The organism is Xanthobacter sp. BG11Y11_SDJG, from assembly GCF_057364445.1.
The window spans coordinates 1-15908 of the sequence record NZ_JBNFNU010000060.1; the positions used below are offsets into that span (position 1 = coordinate 1).

Genomic DNA, 15908 nt, shown 5'->3' on the forward strand with positions numbered 1-15908 from the left:
TCGGGAGCCGCCGCTGCGGCGCGTGCGGGGCGCGTGAGCCTCGCCCGGGGGTGCTGCATCCGCCTACAGCGCGGGAGCCGCTGGCCAGTCCGGCCTTCCGGTGTCGGGAGCGGTTTGGGTGGCGTGGCGAGAGCAGCCGGCGCGGCCGCGACATCTCCCTTGCAGCGCTCGGCCGACACATCAGGCGAAGCGGCGGCCAGCAGCTCCGGCCCAGCCCCGTCGAGCAACCCGGCCTCCTCCGGCGATGCCCCCGATTGGGCCCGGCGCATGCGCCGCTCCCAGCAGGTCGCCCACGGCATCCAGACCGCGACCCATGCCGTCCGATCCGGCGACAGCCATGGCGGCGGGTCGTCCATCTCCCTCTCCGAAAGCGATCGCCCATGACCCCCTTCAAGCGCCCGTCGGTCCATTACGGCCGCTCCCCCGAGCCTGAGACGCCGTATCAGCGCGCGGCCCAGGTCTGGGATGACCGCATCGGCTCGGCCCGGGTCCAGGCGAAGAACTGGCGCCTCATGGCCTTCGGCTGCCTCGCCCTGTCGGCCGGCCTCTCCTGCGCCCTGGCGTGGCAGGCCCTGAGCGGCTCGGTGGTTCCGTGGGTGGTTCAGGTGGACAAGCTCGGTCAGGCGCAGGCGGTCGCGCCGGCCGCCTCGGACTATCGCCCCTCCGATCCCCAGATCGCCTTCCACCTCGCCCGCTTCATTGAAGAGGTCCGCAGCATCTCTGCCGATCCCGTGATCGTCCGCCAGAACTGGCTCAGGGCCTACGCCTACACGACCCTGGCCGGAGCAATCGCCCTCAACGACTATGCCCGCGCCAATGATCCTTTCGCCCGGGTCGGCAAGCAGCAGGTGGCGGTGGAGGTCTCCAGCGTGATCCGGGCCTCGCCGGACTCCTTCCGCATCGCCTGGACCGAGCGCCGCTTCCAGGACGGCAGCCTCGCCGACACCTCCCGCTGGAGCGCCATCCTCACCGTCGCGGTGCAGGCGCCGCGGGATGCGGATCGGCTCCGGGCCAATCCGCTGGGGATCTACGTCAACGCCATCAACTGGTCGAAGGAACTCGCACAATGATGCCTGCCATCCGCACATCCGGGAGGCCGGCTTTCCGCGTCCTCTCCTTTCCGTCTTTCCGGAAGTCCGGCTTGCCGCTTCTCCTGCTTTGCACATCGGCCCTGGCGGGCTGCGCCACCTTCGAGAAGCCCCCGGAGATCGAATATGACGATGCCCCGCCCGCCGTCTTCAAGGCTGAGCCGCCGGGGCCGGTGCGCATCGTTGAGCTGCCGAAGCCCTTGCCGCTGCCCGGCCAGCTGAAGCCGGTGGGCAAGGACGGCAAGGCCGAGCCCGAGTCCGCGGACCCGACGGCCCGAGTGAACCAGGCCAATGCTGCCGCGCGCGTTCAGCCGGTGCGCAACGGCTTCATCAACTCCATGCAGGTCTATCCCTTCGTGGATGGCGCGCTCTATCAGGTCTACGCTTCGCCCGGTCAGATCACCGACGTCGCCCTGCAACCCGGCGAGCAACTGGTGGGCACGGGGCCGGTCGCTGCCGGCGACACGGTGCGCTGGATCATCGGCGACACCGAGAGCGGGGCGGGCGGGGCAAAGCAAGTCCACATCCTGGTGAAACCGACACGGCCGGACCTCACCACCAACCTCGTCATCAACACCAATTTGCGCACCTACCACATGGAGCTGCGCTCCACCGAGAAGACCTACATGGCCTCGGTCTCCTGGCAATATCCCCAAGACCAGCTCATCGCCCTCAGGCGCCAGAACGCGGAAGCGCAGGCGGTGCAGCCCGTCGCCACGGGCATCGACCTGGCAAAGGTGAACTTCCGCTACGAGGTGAGCGGCGACCGGGCACCGTGGCGGCCGCTGCGCGCCTTCGATGATGGGCAGCAGGTCTTCATCGAGTTTCCCCGCGGGATCGCCCATGGCGAGATGCCGCCGCTGTTCGTGGTCGGGCCGCAAGGCGACACCTCCGAACTCGTGAACTATCGCGTGCGCGGCACCTATATAATCGTGGACCGGCTCTTCGCAGCCGCCGAGCTGCGCTTCGGCGCCGACAAGGACCAGAAGCGCGTGCGCATCTCCCGCACCGACGGGAGGCCGGTCCTATGAGCGGCATCGAACCCGGGAAGGAGACAGGGCCGGAGCTGAGCGGTGATGACGGCGCTCGGCCACTGACGGGGGAGACTGTGTCGGCCATGCGGCTGCGGCCGGAACCGCCGCGGGTGACCCGCCTGTCCCGAAAGGTATTAGCCGGGCTGGGGCTCGTTGCCGGCCTTGGGATCGGCGGGGCGCTGATCTACGCCCTGCAAGCGCGAAAGGACCACGGACACGGCCAGGAACTCTACGCCACCGACGTCAATGCGACGCCGGACGGGCTCGCCGGCCTACCCAAGGATTACACCGGCATCCCCAAGCTCGGGCCTCCGCTGCCCGGCGACCTCGGCCGGCCGATCCTCAATGCGCAGACGGCAGTGCAGCCGACGGTGCCGACAATGGGAGGCATGCCAATCCCGCCTTGAGCCCCGAGGAGCACGCCAGCAGCGGGAAAGCGAAGACGCCCGGACCGGACGGCTGTTCGCTCAGACCAATACCCGGTCGGCAAGCCCGGCGGTGACCCAGCAGGCGGGAGTCACTTCAGCGTCAGCGGCGCCGGCCGCCGATCTCACCAGCCTCGGCCTTGCGCCGCAGGCGGCGACGCCGACGGCCCAGGAGCGCCAGCTTGCCTTCCTGAGCCAGGCCGTGGACCGGCGCACCGTGTCGCCCGACCGCGTGGCGGCTCCTGCCTCCGCCAACATCCTGCAGGCCGGCGCCGTCATCCCCGCGGCGCTGATCACCGGCATCCGCTCGGACCTGCCGGGCCAGATCACCGCCCAGGTGACCGAGAATGTCCACGATAGCCCGACCGGGCGGATCCTCCTGATCCCCCAGGGCACCCGCATCATTGGCCAGTATGACAATGGCGTCGGCTTCGGGCAGCGCCGGGTGCTCCTCGTCTGGAACCGCCTGATCTTCCCCAATGGCCGGTCCATCGTGCTGGAGCGCCAGACCGGAGCCGACGCGGAAGGCTACGCTGGCCTTGAGGATGGCATCGACTACCATTGGGGCGAGCTGTTCAAGGCGGCGGTGCTCTCGACCATCCTCAGCGTCGGGGCGAGCGCAGGAACGTCCGGCAGCGATAGCGACCTCGTGAGTGCTTTGCGGGAAGGCGCATCCGACAGCATCAGCCAGACCGGCCGGCAGCTCGTCCAGCGCCAGCTCAACATTGCGCCGACCCTCACGATCCGGCCGGGATTCCCGGTGCGGATCATCGTCACGCGCGACCTCGTTCTTGAATCCTATGGAGGTTGAAATGCCGAAGCTGAAGCTCAGCGAGATCCTCGACGACAAGCCGGTGAAGGTGACCGTGGAACTGCCAGCGAAGCTGCACCGCGATCTTGTCGCCTATGCGCAGGTGCTGGGTGGCGAGACGGGGAATCCGATCACCGATCCCGTCAGGCTGATCGCGCCCATGCTGGAGCGCTTCATCGCGACAGATCGCGTTTTCGCGAAGGCTCGGCAAGCACCCCATCCAGATCCTGCACGGGGGATGACGTCTGGGGTGCTGAAGAGCGAGCCATCGATCGAGCAAGGCTGAGCAATGTCCGAAACGCGGGATTGTCGTTTTTCGGCGACCATGCAGCATAGAACTGGAGCACCTCGCCGCGCAGAGAACGATAGATAACGCCGGGGACCTTGACCAAATTTTCGGATTCTATGACCAACGTTATTCCGCGGCCGGACGCGACGAGATTGAGAAGCTTATATCGCCCAACCCGCTGAGCCTCGACACGGGGCTCGCATTCGATTTCCCGGATTTTGCGAATGACATAGTCTTGGATTCTCATCCCAGCCGCAGTGTCTCGGATAAGAATTTTTTCAGAACTGAGATCTCGCCATGTCAACGCGTCCTCGGTGGAAAGCGGATGGCCTTCGGGCAATGCCACAAGAACCTGTTCCGACCAAAGATAAGTTGTATCGCATTCCGGCCAATCGCCCAATCCGATGACAAAAGCAATATCAAGCTGAAATTTCCGAATGGAGTTGATGTGATCGTGTGCTTCGCCGTCGACGAAATCGATATGAACAGATCCATATTTTGCGTCATATTCTCGAAATAAGTCCGACAAAAAACCCGATGAAAGTGAAGAAAATAGTCCCACTTTGACGTATCCGTCCTCGGCACGACCAATGGCGGCCACCTCCGCCGCCGCGTCGCGAATGTGGTCCAACGCATGGCGGACCCGATGCAGGAAGCGTTGTCCGGCTATGGTCAGGTTGATCCCCCCGGGGTGTCGCAAGAACAGGGAGGCCCCGACCTGATCCTCGATGTCCCGGATCCGCCGACTAACGGAGGACTCCTGCACACCGAGTGCCGCTGCTGCCTTCCGAAAGCTTCCATATTCGGAAGCAGCGATTAAATACCTGAGGTAGCGGATTTCAATTTCCGTACTGTTATTCGACATTGGAAACGTTCTCCATTTCAATAACGGCATATAATTCAGTATGAATTACATGATATCACAAATATTACGCATCAAATGTTTGTATTTTATGTGCAAGTATGCGAAATATTAAAATTATATCGTCGGATTATAACGTACATTAATGCATAACTTTTACATAATACATCATATTTTTGAGATATTTTACCATCAGTAACTTGGACATTAGAGATTAGATCGAGAGAGGGCGCGGCCATTTCATAAAATAGATGATTTAGACCAAACCATGCTAATGAAAGTCTCCTTCTAAGTAAGCTCGTTGTCTGTTCGCGCCCAACGACCTTCTTCCGCTATTCCAAGCGACGGAATTGTCACCATTAAGCTGGATTCACATCGCCCGCCTCAAATTTCATGCCACACTTATGAAATGTTAGATAGAAATTGATAGTATAATTTTTGATAATATAAACGACATAGGAATGACAATTTAGGAACCGTGATTTGTGCCATCTGCTGCGCCAAGTCGAATTTGTTATCACTAAAATTAGCTATATATTTCAACAAATCAGATAAATTTATGTTATTTATGAAGAATTATACATATCAAAAATCCTTTCTTATTATAGGAATATTTCCATCTAATTTACGAATTGTCATCTGAAGGCGAGATGTAACTGTGCGGAAAAACATTCCACTTTGTTGACATTTTTTAAAATTATCGTCTGTCTTAATTTTAAGCGCTTCTCCCGCTGCTTGTCCAATGGAGCTCATTTCAAGCCATGCCTTGTCAACATCGATGCCGACTGATCTAGCAGCAGCATCCGCCGCACGCAGAACCTGCTGCGCCTCGGATAAAGTAACTGTCGGCTTGAAATTAGGTTCAGATTGATCATTATATGCTTCTAAACATCCCCTAATCGCGAAATACATACCATACATAAACTTCAAATGACTAACGGCTTGCCCTCTCAAATCGGAAATAGTAGAATTAGTTGACTGTTCAACCTCTGAAAAGGCAGAGTCTGTAAAAGACACACAAATTATAATCCAAGCAAATATTGCAATTGACGTTTTCTTCATGTCATATTCCCGCACCGAGCTGTTTTGATAGGTTGCGATTCTACATTCACTATCACGTCATGCCTGCCCATCGCGGTAGCCAAGCAAACGTAGTGCATTGAACACTACCACCAGCGTGGACCCCTCGTGCGCCGCCACGGCCGGGCCGATGCCGAGGCCAAATATCGTCGCCGGAACCAGCAACGCCACCACACCCAAGCTTATGAACACGTTCTGAAGGATGATGAAGCGCGTGCGGCGGCTTAGTCCGACCGCGAACGGCAAATGTCGCAGGTCATCCGCCATGAGTGCGACGTCTGCGGTCTCTAGCGCCACATCGGAACCCGCGGCTCCCATAGCGATGCCGACCGTGGCGTTCGCCATGGCCGGCGCATCATTGACCCCATCGCCGACCATCGCAACCTTGGCTTCCTTCCTCAGCTTTTGAATCGCCGCAACTTTGTCCTCGGGGAGCAGGTCGCCCCAAGCTTCGTCTAGTCCTAAATCTTTGGCGATGGCGTCGGCCACCTTCTGGTGATCGCCCGAGATCATGAGCATCCGAGTGATGCCAAGATCGCGCAGCCGCTTGAGCGCGTCGCGAGCGGCAGCCCGCGGAGTGTCCATAAGGCCGATGGCTCCGAGATCTCGCTCACCAATCCGCACAGCCATCGTAGTGCGCCCGGCGTCCCGCAGCTTCGCGATCGACGCCTTCACAGCTGGATTCAGCTGGGTAATGCCGTCTTGCCCAAACATCTCGGCCTTCCCGAGCCAGACCGGCTGCCCGGCAAATGTAGCGACCACGCCTCGCCCGGTGAGGCTTTTGAGTTCAGTCGCCTCCTCTATTTCTCGTCCTCCCAGCCGGGCTCGCCCGTCGCGAACGATTGCGGCGGCTAGCGGGTGATCGCTGAGCGCCTCTACCGCAACCGCTACTGAGAGGAGCTCATGTTCCGGAACCCCGTCGGCCGGCAAGACGTCGGTGATACGCGGTTTGCCCTCCGTCAGCGTTCCCGTCTTGTCGAATGCGATAGCGCTCAGCGAGCCCAGATTCTCCAGTGGCGCGCCGCCCTTCACCAGCACGCCGCCACGTGCCGCTCGCGCGACGCCTGACAACACCGCGCTCGGTGTAGCGATGGCTAAAGCGCACGGGCTTGCGGCGACCAGTACCGCCATGGCGCGATAGAAGCTTGAGCTGAATGGCTCGTCCACCACCACCCAGGCGAACAGAAGGAGGATCGCGAGCGCCAGTACCACGGGCACGAAGATACGTTCGAACGTCTCAGTGAACCGCTGGGTCGGTGATTTCTGCGTTTCCGCCTCGCTCACCATTTTCACGACCTTTGCCAGCGCCGTGTCGCTCGACAAGCGCGTCGCCTCCACCTCAATGGCGCCGGCACCGTTGATTGTTCCCGCAAAAGACCCGCGAGGCAGAGCCAACCGTGTCGGGCCGCGCCCGTGCCTCAGCAACGTCGTCAACCGGGCGCTTGTCCACCGGGATACTCTCGCCGGTGACAGGAGCCTGATCGATGGCGGAGGAGCCCTTCACCAGGAAGCCGTCGGCAGGTAGACGCTCGTTAGGGCGGACCAGCACCACGTCGCCGATCACAAGTTCCTCCACGGGAACCTCCAAGGTGCCATCAGCGCGGCGCACCGTGGCCGTGCGTGGAGCGAGCTTGGCCAGGGCCTCGATCGCCTGCTTGGCGCGGCCCATGGCATAGTGTTCCAATGCGTGGCCTAGGCTGAACAGGAAGAGCAGCAGCGCGCCTTCCGCCCATGCGCCAAGCGAAGCCGCGCCCGCAGCCGCTACCAGCATCAGCGTATCGATCTCGAACCTGCGCAGGCGCAGATTGTCTATCGCTTCGCGGACCGTGTAGAAGCCGCCAAAGAAATATGCTCCAACGAAACACACGATAGGCAGCCAGCCGGGTGCGGCCGGTAATAGCTTCTCGATGGCAAAACCGACGACGAGCAGCGCGCCGCAGGCAAGAGAGAAGATTAGCTCAGTGTTCGGTCCGAGGATCCTGCCATGGGCATGATCGTGCTCCCCTTTTCCGTCCTTATGTTCTGACCTGGCATGCGTAAACATGACTGACCGATGATCATATCAAGCGTGAGAGGGCAGCCTATCCAGCCGTAGCGCGGCCGCATCCCTCGCGGCGATAGCCCCCATTTGAACGAGGGCGTTTCGGATTTCCTGCTCTGTTACCGCCTCGCGGTCGAATTCGACGCGTACGAGACCAGATGCACTGGCTTCGGCCTCCAATACCCCGGAAGCTTACGCAGTTTCTCGGCAACGGTGCGCGCACGCCGTTCATGGGTGATCCCTTCCACCTGCCAAATCGCGTGACCGAACCGCTCGGTAATCTGCGCGCCAACGCTTTGGGCAAGTTCCCGGATGCGAGGTAAGCCGATTACCGTCGGGTCATAGTGGAGGCAGAGCTGCGCCGACTCGCCGCCAGCGACGTGCACATACTCAATGCCCGCGCGCTCCTGAAGCTCCGAAACGAGCCGACTCACACAGGAGTCTACAGCGTCGGGCACGTTTGGCAGAAGGATTGGAATGTCCAGTCGAAGCTTCTCGATCATCTTTGTAAGCTCCCCAGATTCACCAGCATCGCCCAACCCGACATCTGACAATAAAGACACCTTAGGGTTTTAATTCTGACTTGGATCTATCGCCGCCCTTCTTGGCTGCAGCAATGATTGCAACGAATTCATCGTGTCTTCCATCATGGTCGCGGACGTATTCGGCAATCTCGACTGCCGCGGACTGTTCGCACCACTCTACGATACGTGCTTGCTCACGATCTCGGTCGAATTCATAAAGTTGCCGAATTGCCTGCAGCGCACCCGCTCGCGCCATGTCAGCTGAACGGCGGACTACAAAGATCGATTGGTCAGCGGGCAACTCACCAACCACCTCTTGGCGTATATGATAGGTCAATCGAGATATATCACCATATTTTCCTGACGACCTCTCGGTTACATCTGGTATAAACTGAGAGCAATATATTGTAATATTCTGTATAAAAAAAGATCTAGTCAATATTGTTTCCAATATTTCGTTTCCATTAGCGAATCTGATATCGATGCATAACATATAAATACATGCGACAAATGCACATATAGATAATTTTTCTTTCACTATTTGTATCATTGCGTTAGTCCCAAGCTCGCATGCATTGATCATATTGAATTTTGCAATGAGTAAGCTCGTGCGGCCTGAAAGACCTATTTTTGTCGTAACATGAAGATTTATTCTTTGCACAAAACAATTTATGCTCTCCGACATTTGAATGTTCACAGCCTATTGCCGACGTTTGTGAAGTTTGCGCAGGCAGATAAAATGGGGTGAATTGCGTGCCCGCGGCGAAAGCCGCTCCGATGCAAATGCTATTTAACGCGATGCAAATGCACGCTGTAAAAATCGCCTTATTCATGATTTTACCTCCAAAAATTGGAATTTAGATGGATGAAGAGGGGCGAATATTCGTCCCTCTTCCTTCTTAATGACTCGGCTTAGCGCACCGCGCGATCGTTAAGCCACGGCGAGGGCGAGGGAATGAAGGTCCCTGGGGTAGGCGCCTGAGGGCGGCTCATCTGCACCTTAGGCGAGCCGCTCGTTGTCCCAGAAAGACGGCCGCCGGGATAACTTTCCTGCTGCACGTCAAGGAATTCATGTCGCTCTTGCTCCTCCACGCCGAGCGTCGACGGATACGGCTCTGCGAAAGCCGTAAGCGGAGGGAGGATGAAACTAAGAGCAACGACATAAATCTTCATGATTTAACCTCGAATGTCGAATTAAACTTGATTTATTTCATTTGTTTTCAACATTCGCGTAGCGAGGAGGGGGGATTTATACGCCTAGGCCGACACCACTACGGGTCTCGTTCGCCCATTGCCCGCACACTCTCCACCCTGGGGCCCCGACGACGCACCTTCATCGAAGGGGGAGACGTGCGGGCAAGCGTGGCACTCGCACCGCACCGCAGCGCAGGCCGGATTGCGGGTGTCTTCGTCACTCTGATGGTGGTTTTCATCCGTTAATGCGCTCGCTTCTAATGACATCGCGCTCGCGTTCCAGGAATACCCCGGAATACACAAGACTACGATCAGCATGAGACTTAGCAAAATGCTTCGGAGAAAGCCTCTCACACCGCCTCTCCCTCTTGATCGAAACGACCGAATATTGAATTCACCGGCTGGATTCCATAGTGCGTTGCTCGGACGGAACATCGCGCGTCTGGCCGGAACGGATAGATGTGCTGCGACCATGGGGCAACGGGTGAGTAACCCCGAGTTGGACGTCTCGAAAATCGTGCCTCTGCTTCTCACGATATGTCTTCGGTCGCGGATCGAGTGCCAGTGCCGGCGACGCGATGCCGAACACGAGCACGCACAAGGTGCCGCGGGCAACGTAGTTCCACACAGTACTTTTCATGACACACTTCCTTATGGGGTGGTGAACTTGGCCTGACCGGACTTGCCGGCCGGGGTTTTAATGAGCAGCGTGACCGCCGTGCCCTTGACGATGGTTGAGGGCGCCTTGCCGGCCAGGGTCTGACCGCCTGCGGTAAGCTGGATAGTCTTGCGATCGGCGCCGGAGGCCAGCATGGCAGAGCCGGTAAAGCCGGCGGTATCGACCGGCTTGCCTGCCTCATCGACTACGTGGAAGGTCAAGGTCTCGCCCGAGACGACAAGTTCGGCATGGACGCCGGCGACGTCTTCCAAGGGGCCGCCATTGGGACCCTTCTGCGCACCATGGGCATGCTGGGCGAGGGCGGGCCCAGCGGCAAGCAGGCTGAAAGCGACGATCAGGCTCTTAAGCACGGGTCTTTCTCCGATTTTGGGGCTAGGGGGATGGGGCTTCGGCCTGCGCCTCGGGGGAGGCCGCTGGCCTGGTCTCGCGCCGGAACAGCACGTAGAGCGCTGGCAGCACGAGCAAGGTGAGGATGGTGGAGGAGATGATGCCGCCGATGACCACGGTGGCGAGCGGCCGCTGCACCTCCGCGCCCGGGCCGGTGGCGATGGCCATTGGCACGAAGCCGAGCGAAGCGACCAGCGCCGTCATCAGCACCGGGCGCAGGCGTGTCAGGGCGCCGTCGCGCACCGCCGTCACCACGTCCCGCCCTTCCGCCCGCAGGCGCTGGATGAAGGCGATAATGACGAGGCCGTTCAGCACCGCCACGCCCGAGAGCGCGATGAAGCCGATGCCGGCGCTGATGGAGAGCGGCAGGTCGCGCAAGATTAGCGCCGCGATGCCCCCCGTGAGCGCCAGCGGCACGCCGGAGAACACCAGCAGCGCATCCGCTACCGAGCCGAAGCTCATGAACAGCAGCAGGAAGATGAGCAACAGCGCGATGGGCACCACGATGGCAAGGCGCTGTGTGGCCGAAACCAGCTGTTCGAACTGGCCGCCCCAGCCGATCCAGTAGCCTTCGGGCAGCTTCACCTTATCTGCCACCTGGCGCTGGGCGTCGGTGACGAAGGAGCCGAGGTCGCGGTCGCGCACGTTGGCGCTCACCACGATGCGCCTTTTGCCGTTCTCCCGGCTGATCTGGTTCGGGCCAGGGGAGACCGTGAGGTTGGCGATGGCGGACAGCGGCACGTAGCGGATCTGCCCGCCAGATCCGGGGACCCAAGCGGCCTGGACTGGCTTGGCCTCATCGCTCGCCGCAGGGGGAAGCGGCACCGGCAGCGCGCGCAGGGCCTCGATGTCGGTGCGCAATTCCTCCGGCAGGCGCACCACGATGTCGAAGCGGCGATCGCCCTCGAACAGGGCGCCGGCCTCGCGGCCGCCCACCGCGATCTCCACCAGTTCCTGCACGTCGGCGACGCTTACCCCGTAACGGGCCATGGCCGCTCTATTGAGGGCGACCGTCAGCATGGGCAGGCCGGAGACCTGCTCGGTCTTCACGTCGGCGGCGCCCGGCACCGCCTGGAGCACGCTCTGCACCTGCCCGGCCACCTGCAGCAGCATGTCGAGGTCGTCGCCGAAGATCTTGACGCCCACATCGCTGCGGATGCCGGAGATCAGCTCGTTGAAGCGCAGCTGGATCGGCTGGGAGAGTTCGTAATTACTCCCCGCCACGCCCTCCGCCGCCTTCTCGATGTCGGTCATCACCGCGCTCTTGGACTTGCCGGGGTCCGGCCATTCGGCGCGTGGCTTCAGCATCACGTAACCGTCGGAGATGGAGGGCGGCATTGGGTCGGTGGCAACTTCCGCCGTACCGGTGCGGGCGAACACCTCCTTCACTTCCGGCACCTTCAGCAGGCTCTTCTCCAGCGCCTGCTGCATCTCCAGCGACTGGGTAAGGCTGGTGCCCGGCACCCTGAGCGCCTGGATCGCCGCATCGCCCTCGTCGAGGCTCGGAATGAACTCGCCGCCCATGCGGGAGGCGGCAAGGCCACTCGCAACCACGAGGCCGGCCGCGGCCACCGCCACCACGGCGCGGTAGTTGATGGCGGCATCGAGCAACGGCGTATAGAAGCGCCGCGCCCCGCGCATGATGACGTTCTCGTGCTCGGAGACCTTGCCCGTTACCAGCAGCGCGATGGCCGCCGGGATGAAGGTCATGGAGAACAGAGCCGCGCCGGCCAGCGCCATCAGGACGGTGATGGCCATGGGCGTGAACATCTTGCCCTCCACCCCCGTTAGGGTGAGCACCGGCAGGTAGACCACGGCAATGATCATGGTGCCGAACAGGCTCGGCCGGATCACCTCCTTGGAGCCGGCGAGGATGGTCTCGAACCGCTCGGCGCGGGTCAGGAGCCGGCCGCGCCGATGCTGCTCTTCCGCCAGCAGGCGTAGGCAGTTCTCGACGATGATGACCGCCCCGTCGATGATGATTCCGAAGTCGATGGCACCAAGGCTCATGAGGTTGGCGCTGACACGGTTCTCCACCATGCCGGTGATGGTGAAGAGCATGGCGAGCGGAATGACGAAGGCCGTCACCAGCGCCGCGCGGAAATTGCCGAGCAGCACGAACAGCACCACCACCACCAGCAGCGCGCCTTCCAGAAGGTTCTTCTCCACCGTGGCGATGGTGGCTTCCACCAGGTGTGAGCGGTCGTAGACGGCACGGGCGATGACGCCTTCCGGCAGCGAGCGGGAAATCTCCTCCAATCGCGCGGCGACACGCTGGGCCACGGTGCGACTGTTCTCGCCGATGAGGAGCATGGTGGTGCCCAGCACCACCTCTTCTCCGTTCAGGGTCGCCGCGCCGGTGCGCAGCTCACGCCCCTCGCGCACCTCGGCAATATCGCCTATCCGCAGCGGCGTGCCGCCCCGGCTGCCGATGACGATCTCGCGGATCTCGGCGGCGTCCGCCACCTGGCCCGGCGTGCGCACCAGATACTGCTCGCCGTTGCGCTCGATATAGCCGGCGCCCACGTTGGCGTTGTTGGCGGCCAGCGCCGTCATCACCTCGCGGAACGAAATGCGATTGGCCATCAACCGCGCCGGATCGGGCAGCACATGGAACTGCCGCTCGAAACCTCCGATGGTGTTCACCTCCACCACCCCCGGCACGGTGCGCAACTGCGGCTTGATGATCCAGTCCTGGATGGTGCGTAGGTCGGTGGGGCTGAAGGGCTGGCCGTCAGGCTTCTTCGCCCCGTCCCTGGCCTCCACCGTGTACATGTAGATCTCGCCAAGGCCCGTGGACACCGGCCCCATGGCGGTCTCCACCCCCAGCGGAAGCTGGTCCTTCGCCTGCTGGATGCGCTCGTTCACCAACTGGCGGGCGAAGTAGATGTCGGTGCCATCGCGGAACACGACCGTCACCTGGCTGAGGCCATAGCGGGACAGCGAGCGGGTGTATTGCAGGCCGGGCAGGCCGCCCATGGAGGTCTCGATGGGAAAGGTGATGCGCTGCTCGGTCTCCAGCGGCGAGAAGCCGGGCGCCGAGGTGTTGATCTGCACCTGCACGTTGGTGATGTCGGGCACCGCGTCGATGGGGAGGCGCGTGAAGTTCCAGGCCCCGAAGGCGCCGATGGCGAGGCAGAACATGACCACCAGCCAACGCTGGCGGATGGAGAAGGCGAGGATGGCGTCGATCATCGCGCCCCCTCCTGAGCCTGAGCTTTGCCTGCCTCACGGATGCGGGCGAAGCGCTCCACCGGCGTAACGAAAACCACTCCGTCACCGCGGTGTCCGGTCCACCCAGCGCGCGTGAGGGTCGAGATCACTGCCTCCACGACGCCGGCACGGCAGACGATCTGCAACTGGAGATGGCGCTGGTAGGTGAGGTCGTATTCGCTCGCCACATAGGTGCCGCCGGCACCGCGGCCGCGACCTTGGCCGCGCGCTTCGGTGAAGGTAAATCCCGGGAATTCAGGTAGCTCGTGCAGGGCTCGCACCACGCGCCCTTCAAGATGAGGATGAATGAAGGCAGTGACGAGCCGCAGGCCGTCGTCCATCGCGCCGGGGGACGCCTCAGTGCTCATGGCTAGCGCTCCCTTTGGCGAGTTCCGCCTTCACCACGAAGCTGTTTCGCGCGGCGTAGACATCACCGGGCATGAGCCCGAACAGCACCTCGGCCCATTCCGCATCGCGATCACCGATCTCCACATCGCGGGGGGCGAACGCGTCACCGTCGCGCACGAACACGACGGTGCGGTTGTCGATGGTCTGAAGCGCGCTGGTTCGGACCGCGAGATCCACCGGCTTCTCAGTCAGGGTGATGGTGCCCACGGCGAACAGGCCGGGCCGCAGCCGCATGCCGTCGTTGGGAATGACCGCCCGCGCCAGCGCGGTCTGGGTGTCGGCTGATCCGATGGGCGAGACATAAGCCACTCGGCCGTCGATGACCTGCCCACCGTCCTCCGGATCGATGGCGACCTTATCGCCGGCACGCACCCGTGGAAAATCGCGGCGATAGACGGAGAGATCCACCCATAGAGTCGAAAGGTCGGCCACCACGAAAGCCGGCTTCTGTTCGGAGGCGTATTCGCCAAGCCCGACTTGCCGGTCCACCACCGTGCCGGAGATCGGCGCCTTCATGTCGTAGGTGGTGAGGCTCTGGTTGCTTTCGACGACCGCGAGAACGTCGCCCTTGGCCACCTTGTCGCCGATCCGCTTGCGGATCTCCCGGACGATGCCGGGAAAGCGCGGGGTTACCTGGACCACGTTTTCCTGATTGGGCTGGACCAAGCCATTTAGGCGTAGCTTCTGGCGAAGCGTCCCGGGGCTGGCCGTCTCCAGGCCGATGCCGGCAGCAGCAAGCCTGGTGTCGTCCAGTTCCACCCCGCCCTCGGCATGTCCGCCTCCCTCTTCTCCATGCCCACCCTCCGCACCATGTCCGCGCTCAGCGGCTAGGCTGCCCGAAACGGGAGCGTTGCGGTCCTGGAATGCGTACAGCGCCCCCGCGCCGGCCAGCAGGCCGATGAGGAGCATCGCCACGTCGCGTCGCGCCGTGCGGCTCATTTGGCTTTTCCTTTGTTGAGATTCACCGGCCGACCCGTCAGCCCTTCGAGGGTGGCGAGTGCGGTGTGGAACGAAACCAGCGCATCGAGCTCGCGCAGGGCGGCGTCGGTGAGGGTGGACTGGGCGTCAAGCAGTTCCAGGAGCGTGTAGCGGCCTTCGGAATAGCCGGTCTCTACCCCCTCGAAGGCAGTCCGCGCGCCTGGAATGGTGCTGCCGCGCAATAGCGCTATTTCGTCGAAGGCCGCCCTCATCCCGTCATGGGCCCGGCCAAGCTGGGAGATGAGGGCATTGCGGGCGATGGCTTCCTCCGCTTCGGCCCGCAGCATCTGTTCGTTCGCCTCGGCGATGCCGCCGTCATTGCGGTCGAACAGGGGGATCGGCATGGACAATGAGAAGCGCATGCCGCTGTCAGCGGTCTCGTTGTAATGCCGGTAGCCGACCCCCAGGGTCACGTCCGGCACCGACTTGGCCTGTGCCGAGCGCAGGTCCGCCTGCCGCTGGGCGCGCAGGGCGGTGAAGCGGGTGAGCTGCGGATTGCCCAGCGCCTGCTTGACAAGCCCCGGCAGTGGCGGGGGGGCGCTGACCTTCAGCAGGTTGCCGGTCGCCCGCCCGAACCTTGCCTCCTGAAGGCCCATGAGCAGCGCGAGTTCCCGCCGCGCGGTGCCGAGCGCAGCGCGGGCTCGGTCCAGCTCCACCCGGGCGAAATCGGCGGCGACACGGGCGCGGGAAATCTCGGCCGGGGAGGAAGCGCCGGCCTGGACGCGGTTCTGCAGCAAGGGAGCGAGCCGCTGGATCGCCCGCCCACCTGCGTCTCAAGAATCTTGGGGCGCGCTGCTGCGCCCCCGAGCACGGCGGCGAAAGGCGGCGGCGGTATCCGCCCAGCACCTGCAGGCGGATCGCCCTCCCCGCTCCCCAGCGCGCCACGCCGACCCCC

At 62.0% G+C, this 15908-nt stretch carries 11 protein-coding genes and 3 pseudogenes; 5 read left to right on the plus strand and 9 right to left on the minus strand.

What is annotated here, in order from left to right; all coding sequences use genetic code 11:
* From AC2W7M_RS07945 to AC2W7M_RS07965, 5 genes and pseudogenes are all read left to right on the plus strand, one after another.
* Positions 1-384, plus strand: a pseudogene (locus AC2W7M_RS07945) (P-type conjugative transfer protein TrbL); the annotation flags it as partial.
* A complete protein-coding gene (trbF, locus tag AC2W7M_RS07950; RefSeq protein WP_012115964.1) occupies positions 381-1070 on the plus strand; it encodes a conjugal transfer protein TrbF in 690 nt (229 codons plus the stop codon). The pseudogene AC2W7M_RS07945 and the gene trbF, both read left to right, overlap by 4 nt.
* Positions 1067-2119, plus strand: a complete 1053-nt coding sequence (trbG, locus tag AC2W7M_RS07955) for a P-type conjugative transfer protein TrbG (RefSeq protein ID WP_393983843.1) — start codon at positions 1067-1069, stop codon at positions 2117-2119. Before trbF ends, trbG begins: the two co-directional genes overlap by 4 nt.
* Positions 2116-3358: pseudogene (locus AC2W7M_RS07960) on the plus strand (TraB/TrbI/VirB10 family type IV secretion system protein). The gene trbG and the pseudogene AC2W7M_RS07960 overlap by 4 nt, the downstream one beginning before the upstream one ends.
* A gap of 1 nt (position 3359) precedes the next feature.
* Positions 3360-3644, plus strand: coding sequence for a DUF2274 domain-containing protein (locus tag AC2W7M_RS07965; RefSeq protein WP_138397510.1), 285 nt, complete (start codon positions 3360-3362; stop codon positions 3642-3644).
* On the opposite strand, the gene AC2W7M_RS07970 is transcribed toward AC2W7M_RS07965, so the two are convergent.
* From AC2W7M_RS07970 to AC2W7M_RS08010, 9 genes and pseudogenes are all read right to left on the minus strand, one after another.
* Positions 3532-4512, minus strand: coding sequence for a LysR family transcriptional regulator (locus AC2W7M_RS07970; RefSeq protein WP_486131484.1), 981 nt, complete (start codon positions 4510-4512; stop codon positions 3532-3534). The two genes, AC2W7M_RS07965 and AC2W7M_RS07970, sit on opposite strands and share 113 nt — an antisense overlap.
* 582 nt (positions 4513-5094) lie before the next feature.
* Entirely contained in the window at positions 5095-5571 is a 477-nt protein-coding gene (locus tag AC2W7M_RS07975; RefSeq protein ID WP_188079577.1) for a hypothetical protein, read from the minus strand.
* 57 nt (positions 5572-5628) lie between these two features.
* A pseudogene (locus tag AC2W7M_RS07980) lies at positions 5629-8133 on the minus strand (heavy metal translocating P-type ATPase).
* A 61-nt stretch (positions 8134-8194) separates the two neighbouring features.
* Positions 8195-8851 carry a hypothetical protein gene (locus AC2W7M_RS07985; protein WP_393983247.1) on the minus strand — a complete coding sequence of 219 codons (657 nt, stop codon included), beginning with the start codon at positions 8849-8851 and terminating at the stop codon, positions 8195-8197.
* A 1148-nt stretch (positions 8852-9999) separates the two neighbouring features.
* Positions 10000-10377, minus strand: a complete 378-nt coding sequence (locus AC2W7M_RS07990) for a hypothetical protein (protein WP_149577669.1) — start codon at positions 10375-10377, stop codon at positions 10000-10002.
* Between the two features lie 22 nt (positions 10378-10399).
* Entirely contained in the window at positions 10400-13609 is a 3210-nt protein-coding gene (locus AC2W7M_RS07995; RefSeq protein ID WP_149577668.1) for an efflux RND transporter permease subunit, read from the minus strand.
* A complete protein-coding gene (locus tag AC2W7M_RS08000; RefSeq protein WP_149577667.1) occupies positions 13606-13995 on the minus strand; it encodes a P-II family nitrogen regulator in 390 nt (129 codons plus the stop codon). Before AC2W7M_RS08000 ends, AC2W7M_RS07995 begins: the two co-directional genes overlap by 4 nt.
* Complete coding sequence (ihpB, locus tag AC2W7M_RS08005; protein ID WP_149577666.1) at positions 13985-14974, minus strand: divalent metal ion exporter adaptor subunit IhpB; 990 nt, start codon at positions 14972-14974, stop codon at positions 13985-13987. Before ihpB ends, AC2W7M_RS08000 begins: the two co-directional genes overlap by 11 nt.
* On the minus strand, positions 14971-15750 hold the full coding sequence (locus tag AC2W7M_RS08010; protein WP_486131488.1) for a TolC family protein: 780 nt from the start codon (positions 15748-15750) through the stop codon (positions 14971-14973). The genes ihpB and AC2W7M_RS08010 overlap by 4 nt, the downstream gene beginning before the upstream one ends.
* Between the last annotated feature and the right edge of the window lie 158 nt (positions 15751-15908).

What these genes read in the sequence shown, in the direction of transcription:
- trbF (WP_012115964.1), top strand. Translation starts at nt 381, where the DNA reads ATGACCCCCTTCAAGCGCCCGTCGGTCCATTACGGCCGCTCCCCCGAG.
- trbG (WP_393983843.1), top strand. Translation starts at nt 1,067, where the DNA reads ATGATGCCTGCCATCCGCACATCCGGGAGGCCGGCTTTCCGCGTCCTC.
- AC2W7M_RS07965 (WP_138397510.1), top strand. Translation starts at nt 3,360, where the DNA reads ATGCCGAAGCTGAAGCTCAGCGAGATCCTCGACGACAAGCCGGTGAAG.
- AC2W7M_RS07970 (WP_486131484.1), bottom strand. Translation starts at nt 4,512, where the DNA reads ATGTCGAATAACAGTACGGAAATTGAAATCCGCTACCTCAGGTATTTA.
- AC2W7M_RS07975 (WP_188079577.1), bottom strand. Translation starts at nt 5,571, where the DNA reads ATGAAGAAAACGTCAATTGCAATATTTGCTTGGATTATAATTTGTGTG.
- AC2W7M_RS07995 (WP_149577668.1), bottom strand. Translation starts at nt 13,609, where the DNA reads ATGATCGACGCCATCCTCGCCTTCTCCATCCGCCAGCGTTGGCTGGTG.
- AC2W7M_RS08000 (WP_149577667.1), bottom strand. Translation starts at nt 13,995, where the DNA reads ATGAGCACTGAGGCGTCCCCCGGCGCGATGGACGACGGCCTGCGGCTC.
- ihpB (WP_149577666.1), bottom strand. Translation starts at nt 14,974, where the DNA reads ATGAGCCGCACGGCGCGACGCGACGTGGCGATGCTCCTCATCGGCCTG.